The sequence below is a fragment of the Vogesella sp. AC12 genome, assembly GCF_024437575.1.
Lineage (GTDB): Bacteria > Pseudomonadota > Gammaproteobacteria > Burkholderiales > Chromobacteriaceae > Vogesella > Vogesella indigofera.
In genome coordinates this window covers 110,564-134,322 of the sequence record NZ_JANFNU010000001.1, presented here as the reverse complement: position 1 = coordinate 134,322, position 23,759 = coordinate 110,564, and the positions used below count along the sequence as shown (strand labels likewise).

19 protein-coding genes and 1 pseudogene are annotated in these 23,759 nt (G+C 66.6%); 6 read left to right on the top strand and 14 right to left on the bottom strand.

The window, feature by feature from the left end; translation table 11 throughout:
• Nucleotides 1-19 precede the first annotated feature (19 nt).
• Genes NOM55_RS00770 through NOM55_RS00760 form a run of 3 tightly spaced genes read right to left on the bottom strand, consistent with a single transcriptional unit; the run spans nucleotide 20 to nucleotide 1,903 of the window.
• Entirely contained in the window at nucleotides 20-1,255 is a 1,236-nt protein-coding gene (locus NOM55_RS00770; protein WP_255907017.1) for a hypothetical protein, read from the bottom strand.
• Between the two features lie 8 nt (nucleotides 1,256-1,263).
• Entirely contained in the window at nucleotides 1,264-1,479 is a 216-nt protein-coding gene (locus NOM55_RS00765; RefSeq protein ID WP_170152084.1) for a DUF2249 domain-containing protein, read from the bottom strand.
• Nucleotides 1,466-1,903, bottom strand: coding sequence for a hemerythrin domain-containing protein (locus NOM55_RS00760; protein ID WP_120809593.1), 438 nt, complete (start codon nucleotides 1,901-1,903; stop codon nucleotides 1,466-1,468). Before NOM55_RS00760 ends, NOM55_RS00765 begins: the two co-directional genes overlap by 14 nt.
• Before the next feature lie 163 nt (nucleotides 1,904-2,066).
• Here NOM55_RS00760 and NOM55_RS00755 point away from each other — a divergent pair, with 163 nt between their 5' ends.
• The 4 genes from NOM55_RS00755 (at nucleotide 2,067) to NOM55_RS00740 (ending at nucleotide 6,878) form a co-directional block, all read left to right on the top strand.
• Nucleotides 2,067-2,576: a MarR family transcriptional regulator gene (locus NOM55_RS00755; RefSeq protein ID WP_120809592.1), complete on the top strand. Its 510-nt coding sequence runs from the start codon at nucleotides 2,067-2,069 to the stop codon at nucleotides 2,574-2,576.
• A gap of 125 nt (nucleotides 2,577-2,701) precedes the next feature.
• Complete coding sequence (locus NOM55_RS00750; RefSeq protein WP_255907015.1) at nucleotides 2,702-4,108, top strand: efflux transporter outer membrane subunit; 1,407 nt, start codon at nucleotides 2,702-2,704, stop codon at nucleotides 4,106-4,108.
• Between the two features lie 19 nt (nucleotides 4,109-4,127).
• The gene (locus NOM55_RS00745) at nucleotides 4,128-5,324 is read left to right on the top strand and encodes an HlyD family efflux transporter periplasmic adaptor subunit (protein ID WP_255907009.1); all 1,197 of its coding nucleotides are present in this window, start codon (nucleotides 4,128-4,130) and stop codon (nucleotides 5,322-5,324) included.
• 12 nt (nucleotides 5,325-5,336) lie between these two features.
• Nucleotides 5,337-6,878, top strand: coding sequence for a DHA2 family efflux MFS transporter permease subunit (locus NOM55_RS00740; RefSeq protein WP_255907008.1), 1,542 nt, complete (start codon nucleotides 5,337-5,339; stop codon nucleotides 6,876-6,878).
• A gap of 107 nt (nucleotides 6,879-6,985) precedes the next feature.
• Here the strand turns inward: NOM55_RS00740 and NOM55_RS17315 are convergent, their stop codons facing one another.
• Nucleotides 6,986-8,077, bottom strand: coding sequence for a methyl-accepting chemotaxis protein (locus NOM55_RS17315; protein WP_082133658.1), 1,092 nt, complete (start codon nucleotides 8,075-8,077; stop codon nucleotides 6,986-6,988).
• A 409-nt stretch (nucleotides 8,078-8,486) separates the two neighbouring features.
• On the opposite strand from NOM55_RS17315, the gene NOM55_RS00725 reads away from it, so the two are divergent.
• Complete coding sequence (locus NOM55_RS00725; protein WP_255907006.1) at nucleotides 8,487-10,334, top strand: ATP-binding protein; 1,848 nt, start codon at nucleotides 8,487-8,489, stop codon at nucleotides 10,332-10,334.
• Complete coding sequence (locus NOM55_RS00720) at nucleotides 10,327-11,655, top strand: sigma-54 dependent transcriptional regulator (protein ID WP_047966401.1); 1,329 nt, start codon at nucleotides 10,327-10,329, stop codon at nucleotides 11,653-11,655. The genes NOM55_RS00725 and NOM55_RS00720 overlap by 8 nt, the downstream gene beginning before the upstream one ends.
• Nucleotides 11,656-11,825: 170 nt before the next feature.
• Here the strand turns inward: NOM55_RS00720 and prmB are convergent.
• From prmB to NOM55_RS00670, 10 genes and pseudogenes are all read right to left on the bottom strand, one after another.
• A pseudogene (gene prmB / locus NOM55_RS00715) lies at nucleotides 11,826-12,713 on the bottom strand (50S ribosomal protein L3 N(5)-glutamine methyltransferase); the annotation flags it as partial.
• A 127-nt stretch (nucleotides 12,714-12,840) separates the two neighbouring features.
• Nucleotides 12,841-14,214: a phosphomannomutase/phosphoglucomutase gene (locus tag NOM55_RS00710; RefSeq protein ID WP_255907005.1), complete on the bottom strand. Its 1,374-nt coding sequence runs from the start codon at nucleotides 14,212-14,214 to the stop codon at nucleotides 12,841-12,843.
• A gap of 70 nt (nucleotides 14,215-14,284) precedes the next feature.
• The gene (trpD, locus tag NOM55_RS00705; RefSeq protein WP_120809585.1) at nucleotides 14,285-15,307 is read right to left on the bottom strand and encodes an anthranilate phosphoribosyltransferase; all 1,023 of its coding nucleotides are present in this window, start codon (nucleotides 15,305-15,307) and stop codon (nucleotides 14,285-14,287) included.
• A 35-nt stretch (nucleotides 15,308-15,342) separates the two neighbouring features.
• Complete coding sequence (locus NOM55_RS00700) at nucleotides 15,343-15,912, bottom strand: aminodeoxychorismate/anthranilate synthase component II (protein ID WP_047966405.1); 570 nt, start codon at nucleotides 15,910-15,912, stop codon at nucleotides 15,343-15,345.
• A 262-nt stretch (nucleotides 15,913-16,174) separates the two neighbouring features.
• A complete protein-coding gene (locus NOM55_RS00695) occupies nucleotides 16,175-16,561 on the bottom strand; it encodes a ParB N-terminal domain-containing protein (protein ID WP_255907002.1) in 387 nt (128 codons plus the stop codon).
• Between the two features lie 115 nt (nucleotides 16,562-16,676).
• Nucleotides 16,677-17,432, bottom strand: a complete 756-nt coding sequence (locus tag NOM55_RS00690; protein WP_255907000.1) for an ABC transporter ATP-binding protein — start codon at nucleotides 17,430-17,432, stop codon at nucleotides 16,677-16,679.
• On the bottom strand, nucleotides 17,426-18,487 hold the full coding sequence (locus NOM55_RS00685) for an iron ABC transporter permease (protein ID WP_255906998.1): 1,062 nt from the start codon (nucleotides 18,485-18,487) through the stop codon (nucleotides 17,426-17,428). Before NOM55_RS00685 ends, NOM55_RS00690 begins: the two co-directional genes overlap by 7 nt.
• Nucleotides 18,484-19,677, bottom strand: a complete 1,194-nt coding sequence (locus NOM55_RS00680; RefSeq protein ID WP_255906997.1) for an ABC transporter substrate-binding protein — start codon at nucleotides 19,675-19,677, stop codon at nucleotides 18,484-18,486. The genes NOM55_RS00685 and NOM55_RS00680 overlap by 4 nt, the downstream gene beginning before the upstream one ends.
• Before the next feature lie 81 nt (nucleotides 19,678-19,758).
• The gene (locus tag NOM55_RS00675) at nucleotides 19,759-20,985 is read right to left on the bottom strand and encodes an MFS transporter (protein ID WP_255906996.1); all 1,227 of its coding nucleotides are present in this window, start codon (nucleotides 20,983-20,985) and stop codon (nucleotides 19,759-19,761) included.
• A 168-nt stretch (nucleotides 20,986-21,153) separates the two neighbouring features.
• Nucleotides 21,154-23,352 (bottom strand): TonB-dependent siderophore receptor, encoded by a 2,199-nt coding sequence (locus NOM55_RS00670; protein WP_255906994.1) that lies wholly within the window; start codon nucleotides 23,350-23,352, stop codon nucleotides 21,154-21,156.
• Nucleotides 23,353-23,759 lie beyond the last annotated feature (407 nt).

Here is a 23,759-nt window from a genome sequence, read left to right as displayed (position 1 = left end):
AGGAGATCGCGAACACGTTCTAGGACGGCAAGGCGCGGCGGGCGGCGCGGTACTGCCGCGCCGCCGCGGCGAAATGCCACAGCAGCAACGCCAGCAGGCCGAGCAGCGCCAGCGCCAGCGGCCAGCCCAGCTGCGGTTGCCACACCCACAGCGCCGCCAGCGGCTGCAACAGCAACAGCGCGCGCCAGCTGTGCCGCGCGGCGGATTCCGGCACGAAGGCGTGCAGCGCCGGCACGCGATGGCGCGGCGGCGCCGCATTCTTCAGGTGCAGCCACAGCAGGAAGGGCACGATGCGGTACAGCATGCCGACCACCAGCGTCAGCGCGAAACCGCCGAGCAGGCACCACGCCAGCGCGCGCGCCAGCCACGGCGTGCTGCCCTGCCATGCCAGCAGCGGCAGCAGTGCCGCCAGCAAGGCCAAGAGCGCAAACGCCAGCCACCAGTACGGCAGCAGCCACTCCTGCGGCCGCCGGCTGGTGCGCAACAGCCGCAGGCTGAGCACGGCAAACAGCGCCAGCGGCAGCCACGCCAGCCACCACCACGACCACTGCGGTTGCCACAGCAAACCGCCCGCGCCGGCCAGCAAGGCCAGCAGCCACAGCGTGGCGCCGTGGCGCTGCCACCAGCCGGGATAGGCCGGCGTCAGCAGGAACATCGGCGCAATCACCTGCGCCACCGCCATCACCAGCAGCAACACCCAGCCCTGCGCCGCCAGCCGGTGCAGTGGCAACAGGCTCAGCAACGGCCACGGCCGGCCCCAACCCAGCACCGCCAGCATCGACAGGCCCAGCAGCAGGGTCAGCAGTAAAAGGCCGAGGGCCAGGCGCAGGCCGCGGCTGCTGCCGTCCGCCGCCGGGCTGCGCCACAGCCCGTACAGCAGGCCCGACAGCGCGGCGGCCAGCAGCGCAAACAGCACGCTGGCCAGCTGCAGCCACGGCGGCGCCAGCCCCTGATAAAAGCCCCAGCACAGGCTGGCGGTGGCCAGCTGCCACAGGCTCCACACCCCCAGCCGCCACCACGTTGGCCGCAGGCAAGGCACGCCGGACACCACCGCCACCATCTGCAGCAAAGCGCCCAGCATGGCGTTGCCGAGCACGCCCAGCGCCAGCAGGTGCAGCGGCAGCAGCAGGCTCAGCGACGGATAGTCGTTGTCGGTCCGCAGCAGGCTGGCCGCCAGCGGCAGCAGCCAGAACGCCGCCGCCAAAAAATAACGCACCGGCAGCGAAAGCGGCGGTGCGCGGTCAAAACTGGGCATGGCCTGCATCAGGGCAGCACCAGCTTCAGCACCACCCCGCTCATGTCCGGCAGCATTTCACTGTCAAAACTGACCTTGCGCTGCTGCAGCAGCGGGATCAGCGGCCCGGGGAAGTGTGGCAGCACATAGGCCAGCTGCTGGCCGCTGCTGCCGTTGTCGACGTCGTCGAGAATGATTTCCATCGGTTCCGGCGGCACCAGGCCGCGCAAATCACGGGGTGACATGGCGTAGCTCCTGCAACAGGGCGGCGGCATCCGGAATCCGGCTGTCGCACATTGGGTAGAGGATATTTTCCTCCTTCATATTGTGCTGCTGCATCAGTACCAGCAAGGTGTCGCAGGTGGCGGCCACGCCGCGGGCGTCGCGCTGCAGCAGATCGCGGTTGAGGTCTTCCATCAGCTCTCGCATCTGTTCGTGCTCGTAGCGCATCACCGCGGTCGGCCCGCCGCGCATGCCGGTGGCCGCTTCCAGCGCCTGGAACAGCCGGTTTTCCTCGTCGGCAAAGTGCTGCGCCATTTCCTCGCAAAAGCTGGCGCACAGCGCATCGGCGCCGGCCCAGTCCTGCTGGCGCACCGCCTGCTCCAGCGCGGCAAATGAGTCGTCGCAGTGGCGGTGCACCGCGCTCAGGTGGGTTGTCAGGTTCATCATCAGGCTCCGGTGGGGTGTTGCCGACAGTATTGCCGCGGCGCAGCACACGGCTGAATGATGCCGATCAAGAAACCCGCGCCCTGTCAGCCGCCTCAGGGCAGCACCGGCGCCGCGAGCTGAATTCCATCTTGAACCAAATAGTAACGCACGTTATCATTACCCAATGAAAGCACCTGCCTGCGGCCACAGCTTTGCGGCCACCGAACACGCCATCGACACCATCGCCCGCCGCCTGCCCGGCAGCCCGCGCGAAGAGGTGACCCTCACCCGTCTGCTGCTGCACATCCAGCCGCTGTTGCTGGGCTACTTCAACCAGTCGCTGGCGGTGCACGACATGAACGAAACCACCTGGATGGCGCTGATGGTGCTGTACGCGCGACCGGAAGAACGGCTGATGCCGTCCGAGCTGTCCGATGCGCTGGCGTTTTCGCGCACCAATGCCACCCGGGTGGTGGACGATCTGGTGAACCGCGGCCTGATCCGGCGCCAGCCCTGCAGCGTCGACCGCCGCCGCACCTATCTGGAGCTGACCGACAGCGGCCTCGCCTTCATCGAGCAGGTGATGCCGGAGCAGCGGCAGCAGGTGCGCGAGCTGTGGGCCGTGTTCAGCGGCGAGGAGCGTGCACAGCTGGAAGCGCTGCTGCGCAAGCTGATGCAGCAGCTCGGCGGCTAAGCGCCAGCCCCCACTATCCGAATCAGCGCAAGGTTGGCCGCAAGCCTCACGGCATTGCCGCCAGCCACCCCAATCCGCCCCCGGCGGTTTTTTTCGACACAAGTAGTCACGCAGGTGACAATCAAATGAGAAACTACAACACCACGTTACTGCCCGTCAGCGCCTTGCTGGCACTGCTGGCCGTGTCCGGCTGCGCCACCCCGGCGGTGGCCCCGCTGCAAAGCCAGCCGCTGACCCCGGCCGCGCTGGCGGTCAGCGAAGCCGTCACCCCCTTTGCCGCCGACTGGTGGCGCGCGCTGAATGACGCCAGCCTCGAGCAGCTGCTGGCGCAGGCGCTGCGCAGCAATCCGGGGCTGGACGCCGCCGACGCCCGTCTGCGCGCCGCGCGCGCCGGCATTGCCAGCGTCGCCAGCAACGACGGCCTGAAGGTCAACGGCAACCTCGGCGCCAGCCGCGCGCGCACCTCGGAATTCGACGCGCTGCCCCCGGCGATGCTCGGCCAGTGGACCACGCTGCAGACGGTGTCCGCCGATTTCAGCTACCGCTTCGACTTCTGGGGCAAGACCCGCGCCCAGCTCGCCGCCGCCCGTGGCCAGGCCCGCGCCGCCGAGCTGGAAGCCAGCGACGCGCGCCAGAGCGTGGCCTACGCGCTGGTCGGCAGCTATCTGGAATGGCGCGGCGCGCAGGCCGCCCTGACGCTGCTGCAGCAAGACCGGCAGCAGGCTGCCAGCCTGCTGCAAAACGCCGAACAGCGCGTCAAGCACGGTCTGGCGCAGCCGGACGAGGTGCTGCAGGCACGCGCCCAGCTGGCCGACAGCGACGAGCGACTGCTGCGCGGCGAGCAGCGCATCAGCGCCGCCGCCCACGCCCTCGCAGCGCTCAGCGCCCAGCCGCAGGCCGCCATCGACGCGCTGCCCGCCGCCGCGCTGCCGCAGTGGACGCTGGACACCGCGCCGCTGCACAGCGGCCAGCTGGGCCTGCGCGCCGACGTGCAGGCGGCGCGGGAACGGGTGGAGGCCAGCCGCGGCAACGTCGCCGCGGCGCGTGCCGACTTCTATCCCGATGTCCGCCTCAACCTGATGGCCGGGCTGTCGGCGCAGGAGCTGGGCGACCTGTTCAGCCCCGGCGCGCGCGTGCTGCGACTGGCGCCGGCGCTGACACTGCCGCTGTTCAGCAACGGCGAGCTGAACGCGCGCCTCGACAGCCGCAGCGCCGAGCTGGAGGCCGCCATCGCCAGCTACAACCAGACGCTGCTGAACGCGATCCGCGACACCGCCGACCACAGCAGCCAGCTGGCACGACTGCGCCAGGCCGAGGCCGCCAAGCAGCAGACGCTGCTCGCCCGCCGCGACAGCGTCGCCAAGGTGCAAAGCCGTGCCAGCGCCGGTCTGGCCACCCCCGCCAGCCTGCTGGCGGAGCAGCGCCAGCTGACCCAGGCCAGCCTCGCCGCGCTCGAACTCCACACCCAGCGCCTGCAAAGCCAGGCCGCCCTGATCCGCACGCTGGGCACCGCCCCGGCGGCCACCCGCTGAATTCCGGAGCAAGAAGATAATGGATAACACCACCCCGACTACCGCCCCCAATACCGCCCGCCGCACCGCCCTCACCCGCCTGAGCGTGGCGCTGGCCATCGCCGGCCTCGCCGCCGGTGCTTACTGGTTCCTTGCGCTGCGCCACCACCAGGCCACCGACGACGCCTACGTCGCCGGCAACCTGATCCCGGTATCGTCGCAAGTGGCCGGCAGCATCGTCGCCATCCACGCCGACGACACCCAGAGCGTCAAGGCCGGCGACCTGTTGCTGACACTGGACCGCAACGACGCACAGCTGGCCTACGCCCGCGCCGCGGCCGAACTGGCGCAGGCGGTGCGCCAGACGCGGCAGCTGATCTCGGTCAGCGGCAAGTCCGACGCGCTGGTGGCGCAGCGCGCGGCCGATGTCGCCCGTGCAGAGGCCGACGTCGCCCGCGCCAGCGGCGATCTGGCGCGCCGCGAGGCCGCCGCCCGCGATCAGGCCATCGCCGGTGAAGAACTTCAGCACGCCCGCGACGCGGCCAACAGTGCCCGCCTCGCGCTGAGCGCTGCCCGCGCCGCGCTGAAGGTCGGAGAGGAAGAACAGCAGGCCAGCCGCGCGCTGGTGCTCAGCGACAGCGCCGAGCAACAACCGGCGGTGGCGCGCGCCGCCGCCGCGCTGCGCGAGAGCTACCTCGCGCTGGCACGCACCGAGATCCGCGCGCCGGTCGCCGGCCAGATCGCGCGCCGCAGCGCGCAGCCGGGCGCCCGCATCCAGCCCGGTACCCCGCTGCTGGCGGTGGCGGCGCTGGACAGCGCCTGGGTCGACGCCAACTTCAAGGAAGGCCAGCTGCGCGAGCTGCGCATCGGCCAGCCGGTCGAGCTGCACGCCGACCTGTACGGCGATGACGTCACCTATCACGGCACGGTCGCCGGCCTCGCCGCCGGCACCGGCAGCGTGTTCTCGCTGCTGCCGGCGCAGAACGCCACCGGCAACTGGATCAAGGTGGTGCAGCGCGTGCCGGTACGCATCGCGCTGCAGCCGCAGGAGCTGCAGCAGCACCCGCTGCGCCTCGGCCTGTCGATGTCGGTCAGCGTCGACACCAGCCAGCAGGACGGCCCGCTGCTGACCGCCGCCCGCCGCAATCCGGCGCTGAGCACCAGCGTGTTCGAGCGCCAGCTGGCGCAGGCCGACCAGGCGGTGGCCAAAATCATTGCGGCCAACCTTGGCCGCTAAGGGAGCGTGATCATGTCGCATCCCCCACTGGAAGGACGCTCGCGCACGCTGGTCACCCTGGCGCTGTCGCTGGCCACCTTCATGCAGGTGCTGGACACCACCATCGCCAACGTGGCGATTCCCACCATCGCCGGTGATCTGGGCGCGTCCACCAGCCAGGGCACCTGGGTGATCACCTCCTTCGGCGTCGCCAATGCCATCTCGGTGCCGATCACCGGCTGGCTGGCCAAGCGCGTCGGCGAGGTGCGCCTGTTCCTGCTGGCCACCATCGGCTTCGTGATCAGCTCGTGGCTGTGCGGCCTAGCGCCGAGCCTGGAGCTGCTGATCCTGTTCCGCGTGCTGCAGGGTCTGCTGGCGGGGCCGATGATCCCGCTGTCGCAAAGCCTGCTGCTGCAGAGCTATCCGCCGGACAAGCGCGCCATCGCCATGGCGCTGTGGACGATGACCATCATCGTGGCGCCGATCTTCGGCCCCATCCTCGGCGGCTGGCTGTCGGACAACTGGCACTGGAGCTGGATCTTCTACATCAACATCCCGATCGGCGCCGCCGCCGCCGCGCTGGCCTGGCGCGAGCTGCGCCACCGCGAAACCACCATCCTGCAGCTGCCGATCGACAAGGTGGGGCTGATCCTGCTGGTGCTCGGCGTCGGCTGCCTGCAGATGATGCTGGACCGTGGCAAGGAGCTGGACTGGTTCCACTCCGGCGAGATCATGCTGTACGGCATCATCGCGCTGCTGGCCCTGTCCTACCTGGTGGTGTGGGAGCTGACCGACCAGCATCCGGTGATCGACCTGTCGCTGTTCCGCGACCGCAACTTCGCGGTTGGGGTGACCTCGGTCAGCATCGGCTTCATGCTGTACTTCGGCGCCATCGTGCTGATGCCGCTGCTGATGCAGACGCAGATGGGCTACACCGCCACCGAGGCCGGCCTCGCCACCGCGCCGATTGGCATCCTGCCGGTGCTGCTGTCGCCGCTGATCGGCAAGAACGCGCACCGGCTGGACATGCGCTGGGTGGTGACCTTCAGCTTCCTGATGTTTGCCGCGTGTTTCTACTGGCGCTACAGCACCTTCAATCCGGCGATGGATTTTGCCAGCGTGGCGTGGCCGCAGTTCGTGCAGGGTTTTGCCATCGCCGGCTTCTTCATGCCGCTGACCACCATCACCCTGTCCAACATGAAGCCGCAGCAGCTGGCCAGCGCTTCCAGCCTGTCCAACTTCATGCGCACGCTGGCCGGCTCCATCGGCGCCTCGCTGACCACCTGGCAGTGGGAGCACCGCGAAGGGCTGCACCATACCCAGCTGACCGAGCACGTCAGCCTGTATGACAGCGCCACCCGCGATACGCTGGCGGCGATGCAGCAGGCCGGGCTGAGCGCCGAGCAGGCGGCGGCGGTGATCGCGGGTGACATCAGCCGCCAGGGGCTGTTCCTCGGTGCCAACGAGGTGTTCTGGCTGGCCACGGTGCTGTTCCTGCTGCTGACCGGGCTGGTCTGGCTGTCACGACCGCCGAAAGCGGCGGCCGGGGTGGTGGTGGTCGACGCCGGCCACTGAGCGGCATCAGGGTTGGCCGCAAGCACGACCGGCAACACCAATGAAAACAGGGCATGGTGATCACCATGCCCTGTTTGCCTGACTGCCCAGCTATGGCTTAGCGGCGCTTAGTGGCTGAGGTGCACCAGCCGGTCCAGCAAGCCCATCACCTCTTCGGACGACTGTTCCATGGTCGCCAGCGCCTGCGATGCCGCGCTGTAGTCGGCGGCGTAGAACGCCTGCAGTGCCGCCTTGCCGCTTTCGTGCACCCGCGCGTGCGGTGCTTCCAGCTGGCCGTAGCTGGTCTGGTCGCGGCATTGCTGATGGCCGCGGCCCTCGTAGTACCACTTGCCGAGACGGCAGTGGGTGTGGCCGGACAGCTGGCCGGCGTCCAGAGTGTGGTAGCCGATGAAAGCCTTGTAGATCTCCATCTTGTAGACGACGTGATCCAGCTTCACCACTTCCATGAAGCTGGCGTTGGTGCCGGCGGTGATCGCCTTCGCCATCTGCTCGCTACCGTCGACCAGTTTCTTGATCGCCACCGCGATTTCCTCGCCGGTGTGGCGATACTTCTCCGCCTGCTCCGCCGCCTCGCTGACCTGCTGCTTGGTGTCGCTGGACGCCTTCTCCACGTCGCCCACCAGGCTGGCGATCTCGTTGGTCGCCTGCGAGGTGCGCTCCGCCAGCTTGCGCACTTCGTCGGCCACCACGGCAAAGCCGCGGCCCTGCTCGCCGGCGCGCGCCGCCTCGATCGCCGCATTCAGCGCCAGCAGGTTGGTCTGGTCGGCCACGTCCTTGATCAGCTGCACGAACTGGCGGATTTCGCCGGTCTTGCTGTTGAGGGTGTCCATCTGCCGCGCGGTCAGCTGCTGCGCGTTGGCGATGTCGCTGAAGCTGTTGGCGAGGGTGTCGACGACGTTGCGCGTGTGGTCGAGGCCGGCCGCGGTGTCGGTGGCCAGGCTGAAGCAGCCTTCCATGTCCTCGGCCAGCTTGCTGAAGCTGCCGCGCAGCTGCGCGACACCGTCACAGAACTGCCCGAACGGCTGGCGGTAGCTGTGGCGCTTTTGCTGGGCGAGCTCGTTTTCGCGGCTCAGTTGTTCGCAGTTGCCCAGCGCCTGGCGCGCCTGCTCCAGTTGCTGCTGCAGTGTCGCGCGCTCCTGATCCAGGGTGGCGAGGCGTTCTTCCAGTGCGGCGATCTTTTTCTTGCTGTTGCCAAACATGTTTATGTTATCTCCAAGTCCCGGATGCGGCGCAAACTCGCCGCAATGGTGTGACGACAGGTCATCGGCCAGCCCTGCGGCTGGCCAACCCGTGAATATTACCGCCTGGCCGCCGGCTTGACGATGGCTTTCCGGACGGCATGGCGTACGGATTTCCGGATGCTGCCGCGGCAGTGGTTCGGTTTTGCGATGGCCGGCGGCGGCAAGTGCTTGTTATCGCTGCCGCTTGTCACTGGCACGAATAGTGCAAGGCAGAAGCACCGCAATGGTGCGCCTGGCGCGCCATGTTAAGCGCGGGGTGCAACAAAAATGGCACCCCGCCGTGCCGCAATTTTGCTGACGCCGGCCATGGCCTGTGTTAGAACCGGAATCCTGTCATCCCATGTTGGCCGCAACGCTTTTTTCCGCCATGTCTGTCCGTATCCGCAAACCGCTGTTCCTGAGCTGCCTGTTGCTGGGGCTGGTGCTGCTGTGCAGTACGCTGACCTACCAGTTTTCGGTGCAGCACGGCATCGACGCCCTGCGCGAGCAAGGCAACCGTCAGCTGGAGCTGCACACCCGCGGCGTGGAAAGCGAGATCGAACGCTTCGTGTGGCTGCCCGGCCTGCTGCAGCTCAACCCGGTGACGCTGCAACTGCTGCAGTCGCCGGACGCCAGCCACCAGCTGGAGGTCAACCGCTACCTGGCGGCGATGAACGAGCGCAGCGGCACGCTGGCGGTCTACGTGCTGGACAGCGGCGGCCGCGTGCTGGCCGCCAGCAACTGGCGCCGCAGCGACAGCTATGTCGGCGAAGACCTGTCGTTCCGCCCCTACTACACCGACGCCATGGCCGGCCGCCCCGGCCGCTTCTACGGCATCGGCAGCACCATCGGCGAGGCCGGCTACTACCTGTCCAGCCCGCTGCGCGTCAACGGCCGCATCGCCGGCGTGGCGGTGGTCAAGGTCCGTCTCGGCCAGCTGGAGGCCGGCTGGCGCAAGGCCGGCGCTGACGTGTTCATCGCCGATGAAAACGGCGTCATCATCCTCGCCTCCAAGCCGCGCTGGCGGCTGAACGTGATCCACCCGCTGTCGCAGGAGCGGCGCAACCAGCTGGCGCAAAGCCTGCAATACCACTGGGCGTCGCTGCCGCTGCTGCAGCTGAAATCGCGGCGCACGCTGTCGCCGGGGCTGGACCGTTGGGAGCTGTCCGACCCCGACGTCGCCGCGCCGGAGGGTCGCCTGTTCCTGGCGCAGTCGCGCACCCTCAACGACACCCGCTGGCAGCTGACCCTGCTCAGCCCGCTGGCGGCAGTGAAGGCGGCGGCGTGGACACACGCGATGCTGGCGGCCACCATCGTCGCGGTGCTGACGCTGCTGCTGATCGCGTGGAACGAGCGGCGCAAGGTGATCGCCACCCGGCTGTCGGCGCGCGAGGCGCTGCAGGCCGCCAACAGCGAGCTGGAGCGCCGCATCGAAGAGCGCACCGCCGACCTGTCCGCCAGCAACGAGCGCCTGCTGGCCGAGATCCGCGAACGCGAACTGGCGGAGCAGACGCTGCGCAAGGCGCAGAACGAGCTGATCCAGGCCGGCAAGCTGGCGGTGATCGGCCAGATGTCGACCAGCATCGCCCACGAGCTGAACCAGCCGCTGGCGGCGCTGCGCACGCTGTCCGGCAACACCGTCAAATTCCTCGCCCGCGGCGCCTACGACACCGCTGCGGCCAACCTCAAGACCATCGGCGAGCTGGTGGAGCGCATGGGCAAGATCACCGGCTCGCTGCGCTCCTTCGCCCGCCGCTCCGAACATGCCGACGGCCAGGCACGGCTGGAAACCGCGGTCGACGCCGCGCTGTTCCTGCTGCAGCCGCGGCTGTCGCGCCATCCGGTCACGGTGCAGCGCGAATTCGACGACGTGCTGCTGGCCATCGACCAGACGCGGCTGGAGCAGATCCTGGTCAACCTGATCGGCAACGCGCTGGACGCGCTGCAAGGCGTGCCCGCCGCCTGCGTGCGGCTGAGCGGCCAGCGCGACGGCGGTCGCTACCAGCTGACCGTGGCCGACAACGGCGGCGGCCTGCCGGAGCAGGTACGCCAGCATCTGTTCGAACCCTTTTTCACCACCAAGCCACAGGGCAGCGGGCTGGGGCTGGGGCTGACCCTGTCCGCCAGCCTCGCCGCGGCGGCCAACGGTACACTGCAGGCACAGCCGCTGCCACAAGGCGCCGCCTTCGTGCTGCAATTGCCGCTGTGCCCGGAACAGGAACTCCATCATGTCTGAAGCATTGCGCGTCCTGATCGTAGAAGACGATCCCCATGTCCTGCTCGGCTGCCAGCAGGCGCTGACGCTGGAAGACATCCCGGTCACCGGCGTCGCCAGCGCCGAAGCCGCGCTGCCGCTGATCGACGGCCAGTTCCCCGGCATCGTGATCAGCGACATCCGCCTGCCCGGCATCGACGGCCTGACCCTGATGCAACAGCTGAAGGCGCAGGACCGCAGCCTGCCGGTGGTGCTGATCACCGGCCACGGCGACGTCAGCATGGCGGTGCAGGCGATGAAGGACGGCGCCTACGATTTCATGGAAAAACCGTTCTCGCCGGAACGGCTGGTGGAAGTCGCCCGCCGCGCGCTGGAGCAGCGCCGGCTGAGCCTGGAGGTGGAAAGCCTGCGCCGCCAGCTGGACGGCAAGCAGACACTGGAACAGCGCCTGATCGGCCGCTCCGCCGCGATGTGCCAGCTGCGCGAGCTGATCCTCAACGTCGCCGACACCGGCGCCAACGTGCTGATCAACGGCGAGACCGGCACCGGCAAGGAGCTGGTCGCCAGCTGCCTGCACGAATTCAGCCGCCGCCAGCAGCACAACTACGTGGCGATCAACTGCGGCGGCCTGCCGGAACACCTGTTCGAGAGCGAAATCTTCGGCCACGAGGCCAACGCCTTCACCGGCGCCGGCAAGCGCCGCATCGGCAAGATCGAGCACGCGCACAAGGGCACGCTGTTCCTCGACGAAGTCGAGACCATGCCGATCAACCTGCAGATCAAGCTGCTGCGCGTGCTGCAGGAACACAAGCTGGAACGCCTCGGCAGCAACCAGATGGTCGATGTCGACTGCCGCCTGATCGCCGCCACCAAGGAAGACCTGGGCGAGCTGTCGCAACAGGGCAAGTTCCGCGCCGACTTCTACTACCGCCTCAACGTGGTGACGCTGGAAATCCCGCCGCTGCGCGAACGGCGCGAGGACATCCCGCTGCTGTTCGAGTGCTTCTTGCAGCAGGCGGCGCTGCGCTTCGACCGCGAGCCGCTGGAGGTGGACCGCAAGACGCTGTCGCGACTGATGGCGCACGACTGGCCCGGTAACGTGCGCGAACTGCGTAACGTCGCCGAACGCTACGCGCTGGGGCTGCCGGCGTTCAAGGACAGCGGCGACGGCCACAACTCGCCCAGCCTCGCCGAATGCGTGGAGGCCTATGAAAAGAGCCTGGTCGTGGAGGCGCTGCGCCGCCACGGCGGCAACCTGACCCAGGCCAGCGCCGCGCTGGGCACCCCGAAGACCACGCTGTTCGACAAGGTGAAGAAATACGGGCTGCAGGGCAGCAACTAGCCCCCTGCCCGCCGACACAAAAAAAGGCAGCCCGTCCGCGGGCTGCCTTTTTCGTGCACTCAGCCTTGCGGCCAACGTTGGCCGCAAGCCGCAACCGCTCAGATGTCTTCGTCCTCGATCACCAGATCGCCGAAGTCGGCGTCGTTCAGCGGATCGCCGAGGCCGGCGGCGACCAGATCCTCGCGCGTCAGCAGGAACACGAAGCCGTCGCCGCTCTGCGTTTCCATCCACATGAACGGCAGGCTCGGGTAGGCCGCTTCCAGCACGTCGCGGTTGTGGCCGATCTCGACCAGCAGCACGCCCTGCGGATTGAGCAGGCGCGCGGCGTTCTGCAGGATCACGTGGGTGGCGTCCAGGCCGTCCTCACCGGAGCCCAGCGCCAGTTCCGGCTCGTGCAGGTATTCCGCCGGCAGCGCGTCCACCGATTCGGCGTCGACATACGGCGGGTTGGAGATGATCAGGTCGTACGGCTCTTCCAGGCCTTCCACCAGGTCGCTGTGGATCAGCTGGATGCGGTCTTCCAGACCGTAGTTCTGCACGTTGATGCTGGCCACTTCCAGCGCGTCCAGCGAGATGTCGACGGCGTCGATCTCGGCGTCCGGATAGTGGTGCGCCAGCTGGATCGCGAGGCAGCCGGAACCGGTGCACAGGTCCAGCGCGCGGTGGACCAGCTCCGGGTGTTCGATCCACGGTTCCAGCTGCTCGCCCAGCAGCTCGAAGATGAAGGAGCGCGGCACGATCACGCGCTCGTCGACGTAGAAGTTGAATTCACCCTGCCACGCCTCGTTGGTGAGGTAGGCCACCGGCACCCGCTCTTCGGCGCGACGCTCGATCAGCGCCACCACCTGCTGCACCTCGCGCGGCAGCAGCTGGGCGTCGAGGAAGGGCTCCAGGCGGTCGATCGGCAGCTTCAGCGTCGACAGGATCAGGTAGGCGGCCTCGTCGTAGGCATTGCTGGTGCCGTGGCCGTAGGTCAGCCCGGCATCGGTAAAACGCGACACGGCAAAGCGCAGCAGGTCGCGGACGGTTTGAAAAGTGCTGGCGGCTTCGGCGTACATGGCATTCCCTTTAAAAAGCCGGCGGCACGAGTGCGTCGTGCCGCCTTGATAATGCGAAAGGTTGGCCGCGGCCAACCTTGGTCTGATCAGACCGCCATCGCGGCGGTCAACTGGCGGCGATTATCGCTCAGAACGGCAGCGTTGCGCTGGTTTCCTGTGCCAGCACGCGGCGGAAGTCGTCCTGGATGCGCTCCAGCGCCGCCTGGTTGTCGGCCTCGAAACGCAGCACGATCACCGGCGTGGTGTTGGAGGCGCGCATCAGGCCGAAGCCGTCGGCGTATTCCACGCGCAGGCCGTCGATGGTGATGATGTCCTCGGCGCCGTCGAACTGCGCCGTCTGCTGCAGGCGTGCGATCAGCGCATGGTTCTCGCCCTCGGCGGTCTTCAGGTTCAGCTCCGGCGTCGACAGCGCGTTGGGCAGCGCATTGAGCAGCGCCGACGGATCGGCCACCTTCGACAGGATCTCCAGCAGGCGCGCGCCGGCGTACAGGCCGTCGTCAAAGCCGTACCAGCGCTCCTTGAAGAACACGTGGCCGGACATCTCGCCGGCGAGGCCGCCGTCCGGGTTGGCTTTCAGCGCCGCCTTCATGAAGCTGTGGCCGGTGCGGTTGATCATCGGCACGCCACCGGCGGCGGTGATCGCCGGCGCCAGCAGGCGGGTGCACTTCACGTCGTAGATGATCTTGCTGCCCGGCTGCCGCGACAGCACGTCCTGCGCGAACAGGATCAGCTGACGGTCCGGCCAGATTATGCTGCCGTCCTTGGTAACCACGCCGAGGCGGTCGCCGTCGCCGTCAAACGCGAGGCCGATCTCGGCGTCGGTGTCACGCAGCGCGCGGATCACGTCCTGCAGGTTTTCCGGCTTGGCCGGATCGGGGTGGTGGTTGGGGAAAGTGCCGTCCACCTCGCAGAACAGCTTGTGCACCTCGCAGCCGAGGCCGCGGAACAGCTCCGGCGCGAAATCGCCGGCCACGCCGTTGCCGCAGTCGACCACCACCTTCATCGGCCGCGCCAGCTTGATGTCGCCGGTGATGCGGTTGAGGTAGGCATCGACGATGTCGTGCGTACTGTAGCCGCCGTGGCCGTCGGCAAAGTCGTTGTCGACGATGCGCTGGTACAGCTTCTGGATCCAGTCGCCGGCGAGGGTGTCGCCGTCCAGCATCATCTTGAAGCCGTTGTAGTCCGGCGGGTTATGGCTGCCGGTGACCATCACGCCGGAGAAGGTTTCCAGCTGGTAGGCGGCGAAGTACAGCATCGGCGTGGCGACGCGGCCAACGTCGATGACGTCGACGCCGGTGGCGCGGATGCCATCGGACAGCGCATGGCACAGCTCGGGGCCGGACAGGCGGCCGTCACGGCCGATACAGATGGTGCCGACCTTGCGCTCGCGCGCTTCGGAGCCGATGGCACGGCCGATCAGACGGGCGGCGTCGGCGGTGAGGGTGTCGCCGACGATGCCGCGGATGTCATAGGCCTTGAAAATGGAGGGAGAGATGGTCATTGCTCAAACCCGATCAGGAGTAGAAGGTTGGCCGCAACCGCCGGCGCGCTGCCGGCGGCCGGGAAGTTCATTATAGCGACTGGCTCAGCTGTACCAGCGCGTCCAGCTTGGCGCGCGCCGCGCCGCTGTCGATCACGCTGCGAGCCAGCGCCACGCCATCGGCGAGGCTGGCCGTAATGCCAGCGGTGTAGATCGCCGCCGCGGCATTGAGCAGCACGATGTCGCGCGTCGGGCCGGACTGGCCGTCGAGCACTGCCAGCAGCATGGTTTTCGACTGCTCGGCGCTGTCGGCGCGCAGCGCGGCCAGTGGCGCGTGGGCGATGCCGAAATCGGCCGGGTCGATGCGGTATTCGCGGATGGCGCCGTCCTTCAGCTCGGCGATGCTGGTATAGCCGGACAGGGTGATCTCGTCGAGGCCATCTTCGCCATGCACGATCATCACGTGGCGGCTGCCCAGCTCGCGCAGCACGCGTGCCTGGATGCCGACCAGATCGGGGTGGAACACGCCCATCACCTGGTTGGGGGCGCCGGCCGGGTTGGTCAGCGGGCCGAGGATGTTGAAGATGGTGCGTACTGCCAGCTCGCGCCGCACCGGCGCCACGTACTTCATCGCGCTGTGGTAATTGGGCGCGAACATGAAGCCGACGCCGATGTCGTCGATGCAGCGGCCGACCTGCTCCGGGCTGAGGTTGAGGTTGACGCCGAGCGCTTCCAGCACGTCGGCGCTGCCGGAGCTGGACGACACCGAACGGCCGCCATGCTTGGCGACGCGGGCGCCAGCCGCCGCCGACACGAAGGCGGCGGTGGTGGAGATGTTGAAGGTGTGGCTCTTGTCACCACCGGTGCCGCAGGTATCCACCAGCCGCGCGGTATCGCTCACCGGCACGCGGGTGGCGAACTCGCGCATCACCTGTGCCGCGGCGGCGATTTCCGACACGCTTTCCGTTTTCACGCGCAGGCCGATCAGGATGGCGGCGATCAGCGTCGGCGGCACTTCGCCGCGCATGATCTGGCGCATCAGGTCCAGCATTTCATCGTGGAACAGTTCGTTCTGGTCGATCAGGCGATTGAGGGCGGCCTGCGGTGTGATCATCTTCTTTATCTCCGGCGTCTGCGGCGCTGTGCGGTTTAGGCGAATTCTTTCAGGAAATTGTCCAGCATCCGGTGGCCGTGCTGGGTGAGGATGGACTCGGGGTGGAACTGCACACCCTCGATCGGCAGCGTCTTGTGGCGCACGCCCATGATCTCGCCGTCGTCGGTCCAGGCGGTGATCTCCAGGCACTCCGGCAGCGACTCGCGCTCGATCACCAGCGAATGGTAACGGGTGCAGGTCACCGGGTTGGGAATGTCGCGGAACATGCCGATATCGTGGTGCGACACCGGCGACACCTTGCCGTGCATCAGCTGCTTGGCGTGAATGATCTTGCCGCCAAAGGCCTGGCCGATGCTCTGGTGGCCGAGGCAGACGCCCATGATCGGCAGCTTGCCGGCGAAGTGGTGGATGGCCGGCACCGAGATGCCCGCCTCGTTCGGCGTGCACGGGCCGGGCGACAGCACCAGGTACTGCGGCGCCAGCGCCTCGATTTCTTCCAGCGTGATTTCATCGTTGCGGAAGACCTTGACCTCCTGCCCCAGCTCGCCGAAGTACTGCACGAGGTTGTAGGTGAAGGAGTCGTAGTTGTCGATCATCAGTAACATAGCGGGTCTACAAGCCTTATTCCTGGCGGCTTACGGTGCCGCATCTATGGGTTTTAATCCTGTCCTTTATCCTGTTTTGCCGTGGACTTTATGGGAAGTCAGCGCAACAGAGTGACAGGATAACATGATGGAATTCAGGCTGCCTCCTGGTGCCAGCATCTCTGGCTAGCGTGAGGTGTGCGACCAATCTCGATTGGACGAGTGAGTCCCTCCTTGATTGATCGTGACGATCCTTTGATTGACCACTACAAGGTGATGTCGCTCAAGGCTTTTGGACCGTGCCTCTCAGCATGCCCAGTTGAATCTCGGTCTCGGGTAGCGCTGGCGCGAAAAGATGCCGGGTCGTTTTGTATGGAAAGCGCTTTTTGTGCAACAAGATCTGGCTATGGATGCTGTCGACGCAAAATGGCTCTCCGCTGCGCCAATGGGTGACGACCACTCTGGGGTCCCGATAGCCCAGCAGTACGCACGGCAGATAATGCAGCCCCAGCAAAACCGCCGCGCGCGCGCGGTGGTTGCCGTCCATGATGATGCCGGTTTCCCTATCGACGGGAATGGGCGTCGTCCACATGCCCGCCTGGGCGATGGAAGCCGCCAGCAGGAGCACGGCCTCATCATCGACCTCTTCGGAAGGCAGGAAAAAGTCCACCGGCTTGAGAGCGACACAGACGGGTAATCACGCATTTGTCTGTTCCCTGGAGATGGTTTCAATGGCTGGCACAAGCACCTCGACCTCCCGCTCAGCGTTGCAGCATGGCCGTTTCCTAGACCACACCATCGACGATGACGTGGCCGGCGCCCTGCGAGCAGCGCTCGATGCGGGCGTCGATCTTGTACACCGCACGCAGCATGTCGACCGTGATCACCTCTTCGCACGGGCCACTGCCCTGCCCGCTACCGCCGGCGATCACCAGCGCCTGGTCGGCGAAACGCAGGGCCTGGTTGAGGTCGTGGATCGCGATGAACACGATCATCCCCTGCTCGCGCGCCAGTTGGCGCATGAATCCGAGCACCTGCATCTGCCGGTGCAGATCGAGCGCGCTGGTCGGTTCGTCCATCAGCAGCACTTCCGGATCGCGCGCCAGCGTCTGCGCGATCGATACCAGTTGGCGCTGCCCGCCGCTCAGCTCCCCGAGGTTGCGAAACGCCAGCGCATCGATGCCGAGTGCGGCCAGGATGTCGTCGATGCGCGCCAGATCCGTGTCGTGCACCGCCCAGGACGGCGTCTGCTGCTTGCGCGCCAGCAGCACCGACTCGTACACCGTCAGCCGCGCGTTGGCACTGATGTCCTGCGGCATGTAGCAGATGCCGTCCCGGCCCTTGCTAGACCCTTCCAGCAGCACGCGTCCGGGGCCGTCGATCAGCCCGGCGATGCGCTTGAACAGGGTGGATTTGCCGGCCGCGTTGGGGCCGATGACCGCCACCACCTCACCGCCCAGGAAGACCGGGGTGGTGATGCCGGAGATGACTTCGTGGCGACCATAGCTGGCGCCGAGATTTTCCAAACGTAGTGTCACCATGCGTTCTTTTTGCTGCCGAGTATGAGTGAAATGAAGAACGGCATGCCGATGAGCGAGGTGACCACCCCGATGGGGAAGATCGCCCCCGGGATCAGCGTCTTGCTCACCACGGAGCTCGCGGACAGCATCAGCGCGCCGGCCAGCATCGACGCCGGCAGGAAGAAGCGCTGGTCCTCGCCGATCAGCATGCGTGCAATGTGCGGGCCGACCAGGCCGACGAAACCGATGGAGCCGACGAAGGCCACCGGGAACGCGGCCAGCAGGCTGACCAGGATCAGGGTCTGGAAACGCAGCCGGCGCACGTCCACGCCGAAGCTGGCGGCCTTGTCGTCGCCCAGGCGCAACGCGGTGAGCGCCCACGCGCGCTTGGCGAAGACCGGCAGCGTGACCAGAATCACCAGGCACACCACGCCAAGCTTGGGCCAGGTGGCCTTGGTCAGGCTGCCCATGGTCCAGAACACCACGGCGGCCACCGCCTGCTCGCTGGCGAAGTATTGCGCCAGCGCCAGCAGCGCGTTGAAGGTGAACACCAGCGCGATGCCGAGCAGCACGATGGTCTCGGCGCTCACGCCGCGGCGCAGGCTCAGCACGTGGATCAACAGCGCCGACAGCATCGCCATCAGGAAGGCGTTGAGCGGCACCATGTATTCGGCCGCAGCCGGAAACAGCTTGAGCCCGAATGCCAGCCCCAGGGCCGCGCCGAAGCTGGCGGCGGCGGAAATGCCGAGCGTGAACGGGCTGGCCAGCGGGTTGTTGAGGATGGTCTGCATCTGCGCACCGGCCAGCGACAGCGCGGCGCCCACCGCCAGCGCCATCAGCGCCACCGGCAGACGGATCTCCCACAGCACCACCCGGGTCTGCAAGGCGGCACTGTCCGGACGGAACAGCGCGTGCATCACGTCGCCCAGGCTGTAGCTGGCCGGGCCAAGCGCCAGATCAAGCAACAGGCTCAACAGCAGCAGGATGACGAAGCCCCCCAGCATCAGGCGCTTCTTCTGCACCAGCCCGCGGTACGTCGCACTCCGGTTGGGGGTGCTCATGTCGGCGACGCTCATGATTGCCCCTCCTTATCGTGCAGGCTCACGAAATAGCCCGGCTGATACGGAATCGGCAAGAAGCGCTCGTGCAGCTCGCGGAAGGTGGCATCCGGGTCGAGATCGGCGAACAGCTCGGGGTGGAACCACTTGGCCAGCTGCTGGATCGCCACGAACTGGTACGGACTGTTATAGAACTGGTGCCAGATGGCGTGGAATGCGTGGTTCCGCTTGGCCGTGATGCCGGCGTAGGCCGCGCGATTCGGGTAGGCGGCCAACTTGTGTGCGGCTTGCGTCAGGTTGGCCCCCGGCCCCACGCCCACCCAGCTGCCATTCGGCACGAACGCCTCCCAGTTGGCGCTGGTCACCACCACCTGCTCAGGGTCGGCGGCGATCACCTGCTCCGGGTTCAGCTGGCCGAACGTGCCACGGATCGCCTGTTTGGCGACGTTGTCGCCGCCCGCCATCTCCACGAAGCGTCCGAAGTTCTCGTTGCCGAAGCTCAGACAGCAGTCCTCGGTGTAGCCGCCGATGCGCTCGATGAACACCCTGGGGTGCGCCGGCTGGCGGGCCTCAATCACGTCGGTGACACGCTTGACCTGCTCGTTGTGGAACGCGATGAATGCCTCGGCACGCTGTTCCTTGCCGAACAGCTTGCCGAACAGACGCATGGTCGGCTCGGTGTTTTCCATCGGGGCGTGGCGGAAATCCACGTACACCACCGGAATGCCGAGTGCGGCCAACTTCTCAATATAGCGCGCATCCTCGGTGGCGCGCTGAGCCTCGATGTTCATCACGATCACGTCGGGCTTGAGCGAGATCGCCTGCTCGATATCGAAGGTGCCGTCCTCGAAGCCGCCGAAAGTGGGAAGGTCGGCGATCCCGGGAAACTTGCGCAAATAGGCGCGATAGGTGTCCGGATCGGACTGGATCAGATCCTTGCGCCAGCCGGCGATACGCTTGAGCGGGTTGTCGGTATCGAGCGCGGCCACCAGGTACAGTTGGCGCCCCTCTCCCAGGATCACGCGCTGTACCGGCAGACGCACCTGCACCTTGCGACCGGCCAGATCGGTAACGGTGCTGGTCCCCTCGGCAAGCACCGTGGGCGCATCCGGCTTGGCCGGCCCCGTCATGAAGAACAGAGCCCCCAGCGCCGCCATCAGGCAGAGCGCCACGAGTACCACCAGCGTCCGTCGGCGTTGAAATAGCATGGTCAATATCCTCAAAAAATAACTGCTTCATATTGGATTCGTCTCTCGGCATCCCGGGGCCGCCGGAAAACGAAGCGGCGATTACGCACCCTGCTGCTGAGGCGTGGGCATGCGCTCCCTCCGCACCACCAGCACCGCCGCCACGGCCAGCAGATAGCACGCCGCCACATAGAAATAGGTGTATTGCAGCCCGAAGCTCTGCGTCAGCCAGCCACCCAGTGCGATGCCGGTGATGGACGCAAACTGCGCGGTGCTCTGCGCCACCCCGAGCACGTAGCCCTGCCCCAGGCTGCCGGCCGACCTGGAGATCAGCGCCATCAGCACCGGCGTGGTCGCGCCAAGCAGCACGCCCCAGGCAAAGTGGATGGCAAAGAAGGCTCCGATGTCGCGCGTGATGCCGGCGGCAGCCGTCAACACCGCGCAGGCCATCGCCACATGGCTGATGCGGCGCAGCGCCAACGGCAAGCTGACGTGCTCGAAGTAGCGCGCCCACAGCGAGGCGGACACGACGAAACCGAGCGCCAGCAGCCCATAGCACAATCCCACCAGCCAGTTGCTCACCCCGAACACCGAACTCACGTAGAGCGAGAACGGCGTCTGGGTGACCATGCGACTGACCAGCAGGATGCCGGTCACCGCCAGCAGCCCGGCGATCGGCGCGCGACGCCACGCGGAGGAAAGGTCGGCCGGCGCCGTGGTGGTAGCGGCTACGACCCTGGCGGCCGGCGCCACGCTAGGCAGCAGCAGCGCCACGGCGGCGGCGCAGGCGGCGCACAGCACGGCGGCACCGATATTGATCCAGCGGAAATTGGCATGATCCAGGATCAGGCCACCCATCACCGCACCGGCCAGCGATCCGATATTGGTGGACACCTGCAGATAGGCGAACAGGCGCGCCCGGCGCGCCGGCGACTCAATACTGACGCCATAGGCCTGCGCTGGCGCGATGAAGCCGGCGCAGGCCCCCTGCACGAAGCGCAAGGCCAGAATGGTCCACACATCCTGCGCGTAGGCCAGTGCAAACTGGGTCAGCGCGAGACCGAGCAAGGCGCGGATCATCATCAGCTTGTGGCCGAAACGGTCGCCGACCCGGCCCCAGAACGCACTGGTAAGCACGATGCCGAGCATCGGTACGACGTAGACGGCGACCCCCGCAAAGCCGAATTCCCAACTGGCGGTACTGAGCGCCTTCAGGTGCAGCGGCCAGAACGGGCCACTCATCTCCATGGCCCCCATCGACACCAGTTGAATCACGAACAGCAGGTGGACCAGGCGCGACGCCGGCCCCGATGCGACGACATTCGACATGACTCAAGCCATCCGCAGCGGATTGGGCAGCTCGTGCTGCAGCCTTTATCCGCGACGGCCGGATTCAGGATGGACCGGAGCACACTGGGCGCCCAAGCCTTCAGGCGCCCAGTGTCGGCCTCAAGGAGCAAGGCATTGCTTTGCATTGGCGACATTCCCCCACCCGGTTTAGAAGTCCACCGTGGCGGACAGCTGCAGCGTGCGAGGCGCCCCTTGCGATAGGGTGCTGTAGGAGGCCACGCCCGACCAGTAATCGCGGTTGAACACGTTCTGAACGCCGGCCCGGAACGTGGTGAGTTTGCCGTCAATCTTGGTGCGATAGCGCGTGGCGACGTCGACCTTGGTCCAGGACGGAAGGCTTTGCGTATTGGCCTGATTGACGTATTGCTTGCCCGTATAGGCCACGCCGCCCGTCAGCGTGAGTCCCGACAGCCACGGCGTGTCCCATTCGGCATTCAGGTTGGCCTGCACCGACGGAACACCAACCGGCTCTTTGCCGCGGGTTGCGCTGCTGTTGGTCTTGGTCAGCTCGGCGTCGAGCAAGGTGACGCCAGCAAACAGCCGCACCGACTTCGCCACTTCGCCGGCCACATTGAACTCCAGACCACGGTTGCGCTGCTCGGCATCGACCGCGAACACGCCGTTGGTGAGCTGGCCGCTCGGCTTTGTGATCTGGAAAGCGCTCACCGTGGTCATCAGGCCACCGTGATCGATCTTCACGCCGACCTCGTACTGCTTCGACTTGTACGGTGCGAACACCTCCCCCGAGTTGGATGCCGTCGCAGGTGCGATGTCTCCCTTGCTCAGCCCTTCGATACGGTTGGCGTAAAGCGAGACCTTTTCCCATGGCTTGAAGACGATGCCGAACAACGGCGTCACCGCACTCTTGTCGTAGGAGGACGTCACGGCGCCGGTGGTCGCGTTGAAGTTGTCCGATTCGACCTGCTGCCGGCGCACGCCGACCATGAGCTGCAGACGCTCGTCGAGCATGGATAGCGTGTCGGCCAGGGCGACGCCGGACAGCGTGGTTTCGGACACCTTCGGAACCGTCGACGGCGCGCTCACGTTCTGGCTCGGGCTGTCCACCGGCGAGTAGATGTTCGACAGCACGGCCGTGCCGCTAGTGGAGCCCCGCGCCAGTTGGTCACGATAGGTGCTGGCCTGCAGGGTGACCGCATGACGCACCGGGCCGGTATCGAAGCGGGCACGCGCGCCCGCGTCGGCCGTGAAGCGCTCGATGTCGAACTTGAAGTGCATCGGCGTCGCCGTCGTATCGCCCGCGGCATTCAGAATCGTCGGTGTCTGATCGGACAGGCGCGACACTTCCGTGTGAGCGGCGCCGACATTGGCAAACAGCGCCAGCTTGTCGCTCAGTTCGTATTCGGTGCGCAACATGGCCGAGCGGTCGTTGATCTTCGACCACGCCCACTGCTGGGTCACGTTGTTCTGGCCGTCCGGCGCCGATGGCACGGCGACGCCGGCGGCGACCAGAAACGGCCGCGACGGCGCGTCGAACTCCTCCTGCTGGCTGATCAGGTCCAGCGTCGCCTTGAAGCGCTCGCCCTGATAGTCGAGCGACAAGGCCCCGACATCCGCGGTGCGGGACTGCTTGTCCACAGCGGTGTCGCCCTGGTGGTGACTGCCGTTGAAACGCACGCCGAACTGCTCATCCGTGCCGAAGCGCCGGCTGACATCGAGATGCCCGCCCCCCTGTGTATCCGACGCGTAGTCGGCGGTGAACCGGGTCAGGTCCTGGGCGAGCGCCCGCTTTGGCACCACGTTGATCACGCCGCCGACGCCACTGTTCGGCGACATGCCGTACAGCAGCGCGGCCGGCCCCTTGATCACCTCGACCCGCTCGGCGTACTCGGTGAACACCCGGTAGTTGGGCGCCACACCATAGAGCCCGTCGAGCGCGACTTCCCCCAGATTCCCCTCGCCAATCGGAAAACCCCGGATGAAGAACGAATCGACCACGCCCCCGGTCTGGCTGGCGCGGACGGACGCATCCTTGGCCAGCACATCGGCCACCGTTGCCGCCTGCTGGTCCTGTATCGCCTGCGAGGTATAGCTGCTGATGCTGAACGGCGACTTCATCGCGTCCGCATTGCCCAGCAAGCCCAAGCGCCCCCCACGGGCAACCTGGCCGCCGGCATAAGGCCGGGAAAGCAGCCTGGACTGGTCCGCGCTGACCTGCACCGCCGGGAGCTCGGCGACTTCTTCGGCATAGGCATGGCCTGCAAACCCGACCATCAGCATTCCGGAGAAGGCCATGCGCGTGGCAAAAGCCAGCGGCTTGAGCAGGGATGCTGTTGTGGTAACCGGAGCGGCTGAATGGGAAAGAGATAAAGGAGACTGGGGCTGCATGGCGAGCGATTTCCTGTTTTGTTAAGCGATAACTTTAACTATCGGATGACTGCCCACGACAATAATGCAAATGCAAATGATTTGCAACAACAAATGCATTTCGATTAAAACTGCTGTCAAACAAGATGACCAAATGGTGGGCGTGGCGGCAGGAAACAGTCGCCCAACACGGCGCAGGCGCTGCGACAAGCGCCGGGCACCAGCAAACCGGCACGAGCCAAGTGCCGTTTGACGGATCATTTCCATGCAGGGAGACGGAAGGTTTTGCGGGAGAAATCGTGGGGAGGGTGCGAGTGCGGATGGTATCTACAGCCAGCAGCGCGAGTACGAGCAGGCAGCACAGGCAACGCATCGCCGAGGCCGCCGGAGCGACCACTACCGCCAGTCAGACTGGCACTACTGCACAA

Excerpts from the sequence above, each read along its gene's own strand:
- NOM55_RS00770 (WP_255907017.1), bottom strand. The coding sequence starts at position 1,255 with ATGCCCAGTTTTGACCGCGCACCGCCGCTTTCGCTGCCGGTGCGTTAT.
- NOM55_RS00765 (WP_170152084.1), bottom strand. The coding sequence starts at position 1,479 with ATGTCACCCCGTGATTTGCGCGGCCTGGTGCCGCCGGAACCGATGGAA.
- NOM55_RS00760 (WP_120809593.1), bottom strand. The coding sequence starts at position 1,903 with ATGATGAACCTGACAACCCACCTGAGCGCGGTGCACCGCCACTGCGAC.
- NOM55_RS00755 (WP_120809592.1), top strand. The coding sequence starts at position 2,067 with ATGAAAGCACCTGCCTGCGGCCACAGCTTTGCGGCCACCGAACACGCC.
- NOM55_RS00750 (WP_255907015.1), top strand. The coding sequence starts at position 2,702 with ATGAGAAACTACAACACCACGTTACTGCCCGTCAGCGCCTTGCTGGCA.
- NOM55_RS00745 (WP_255907009.1), top strand. The coding sequence starts at position 4,128 with ATGGATAACACCACCCCGACTACCGCCCCCAATACCGCCCGCCGCACC.
- NOM55_RS00740 (WP_255907008.1), top strand. The coding sequence starts at position 5,337 with ATGTCGCATCCCCCACTGGAAGGACGCTCGCGCACGCTGGTCACCCTG.
- NOM55_RS17315 (WP_082133658.1), bottom strand. The coding sequence starts at position 8,077 with ATGTTTGGCAACAGCAAGAAAAAGATCGCCGCACTGGAAGAACGCCTC.
- NOM55_RS00725 (WP_255907006.1), top strand. The coding sequence starts at position 8,487 with ATGTCTGTCCGTATCCGCAAACCGCTGTTCCTGAGCTGCCTGTTGCTG.
- NOM55_RS00720 (WP_047966401.1), top strand. The coding sequence starts at position 10,327 with ATGTCTGAAGCATTGCGCGTCCTGATCGTAGAAGACGATCCCCATGTC.
- NOM55_RS00710 (WP_255907005.1), bottom strand. The coding sequence starts at position 14,214 with ATGACCATCTCTCCCTCCATTTTCAAGGCCTATGACATCCGCGGCATC.
- trpD (WP_120809585.1), bottom strand. The coding sequence starts at position 15,307 with ATGATCACACCGCAGGCCGCCCTCAATCGCCTGATCGACCAGAACGAA.
- NOM55_RS00700 (WP_047966405.1), bottom strand. The coding sequence starts at position 15,912 with ATGTTACTGATGATCGACAACTACGACTCCTTCACCTACAACCTCGTG.
- NOM55_RS00690 (WP_255907000.1), bottom strand. The coding sequence starts at position 17,432 with ATGGTGACACTACGTTTGGAAAATCTCGGCGCCAGCTATGGTCGCCAC.
- NOM55_RS00685 (WP_255906998.1), bottom strand. The coding sequence starts at position 18,487 with ATGAGCGTCGCCGACATGAGCACCCCCAACCGGAGTGCGACGTACCGC.
- NOM55_RS00680 (WP_255906997.1), bottom strand. The coding sequence starts at position 19,677 with ATGCTATTTCAACGCCGACGGACGCTGGTGGTACTCGTGGCGCTCTGC.
- NOM55_RS00675 (WP_255906996.1), bottom strand. The coding sequence starts at position 20,985 with ATGTCGAATGTCGTCGCATCGGGGCCGGCGTCGCGCCTGGTCCACCTG.
- NOM55_RS00670 (WP_255906994.1), bottom strand. The coding sequence starts at position 23,352 with ATGCAGCCCCAGTCTCCTTTATCTCTTTCCCATTCAGCCGCTCCGGTT.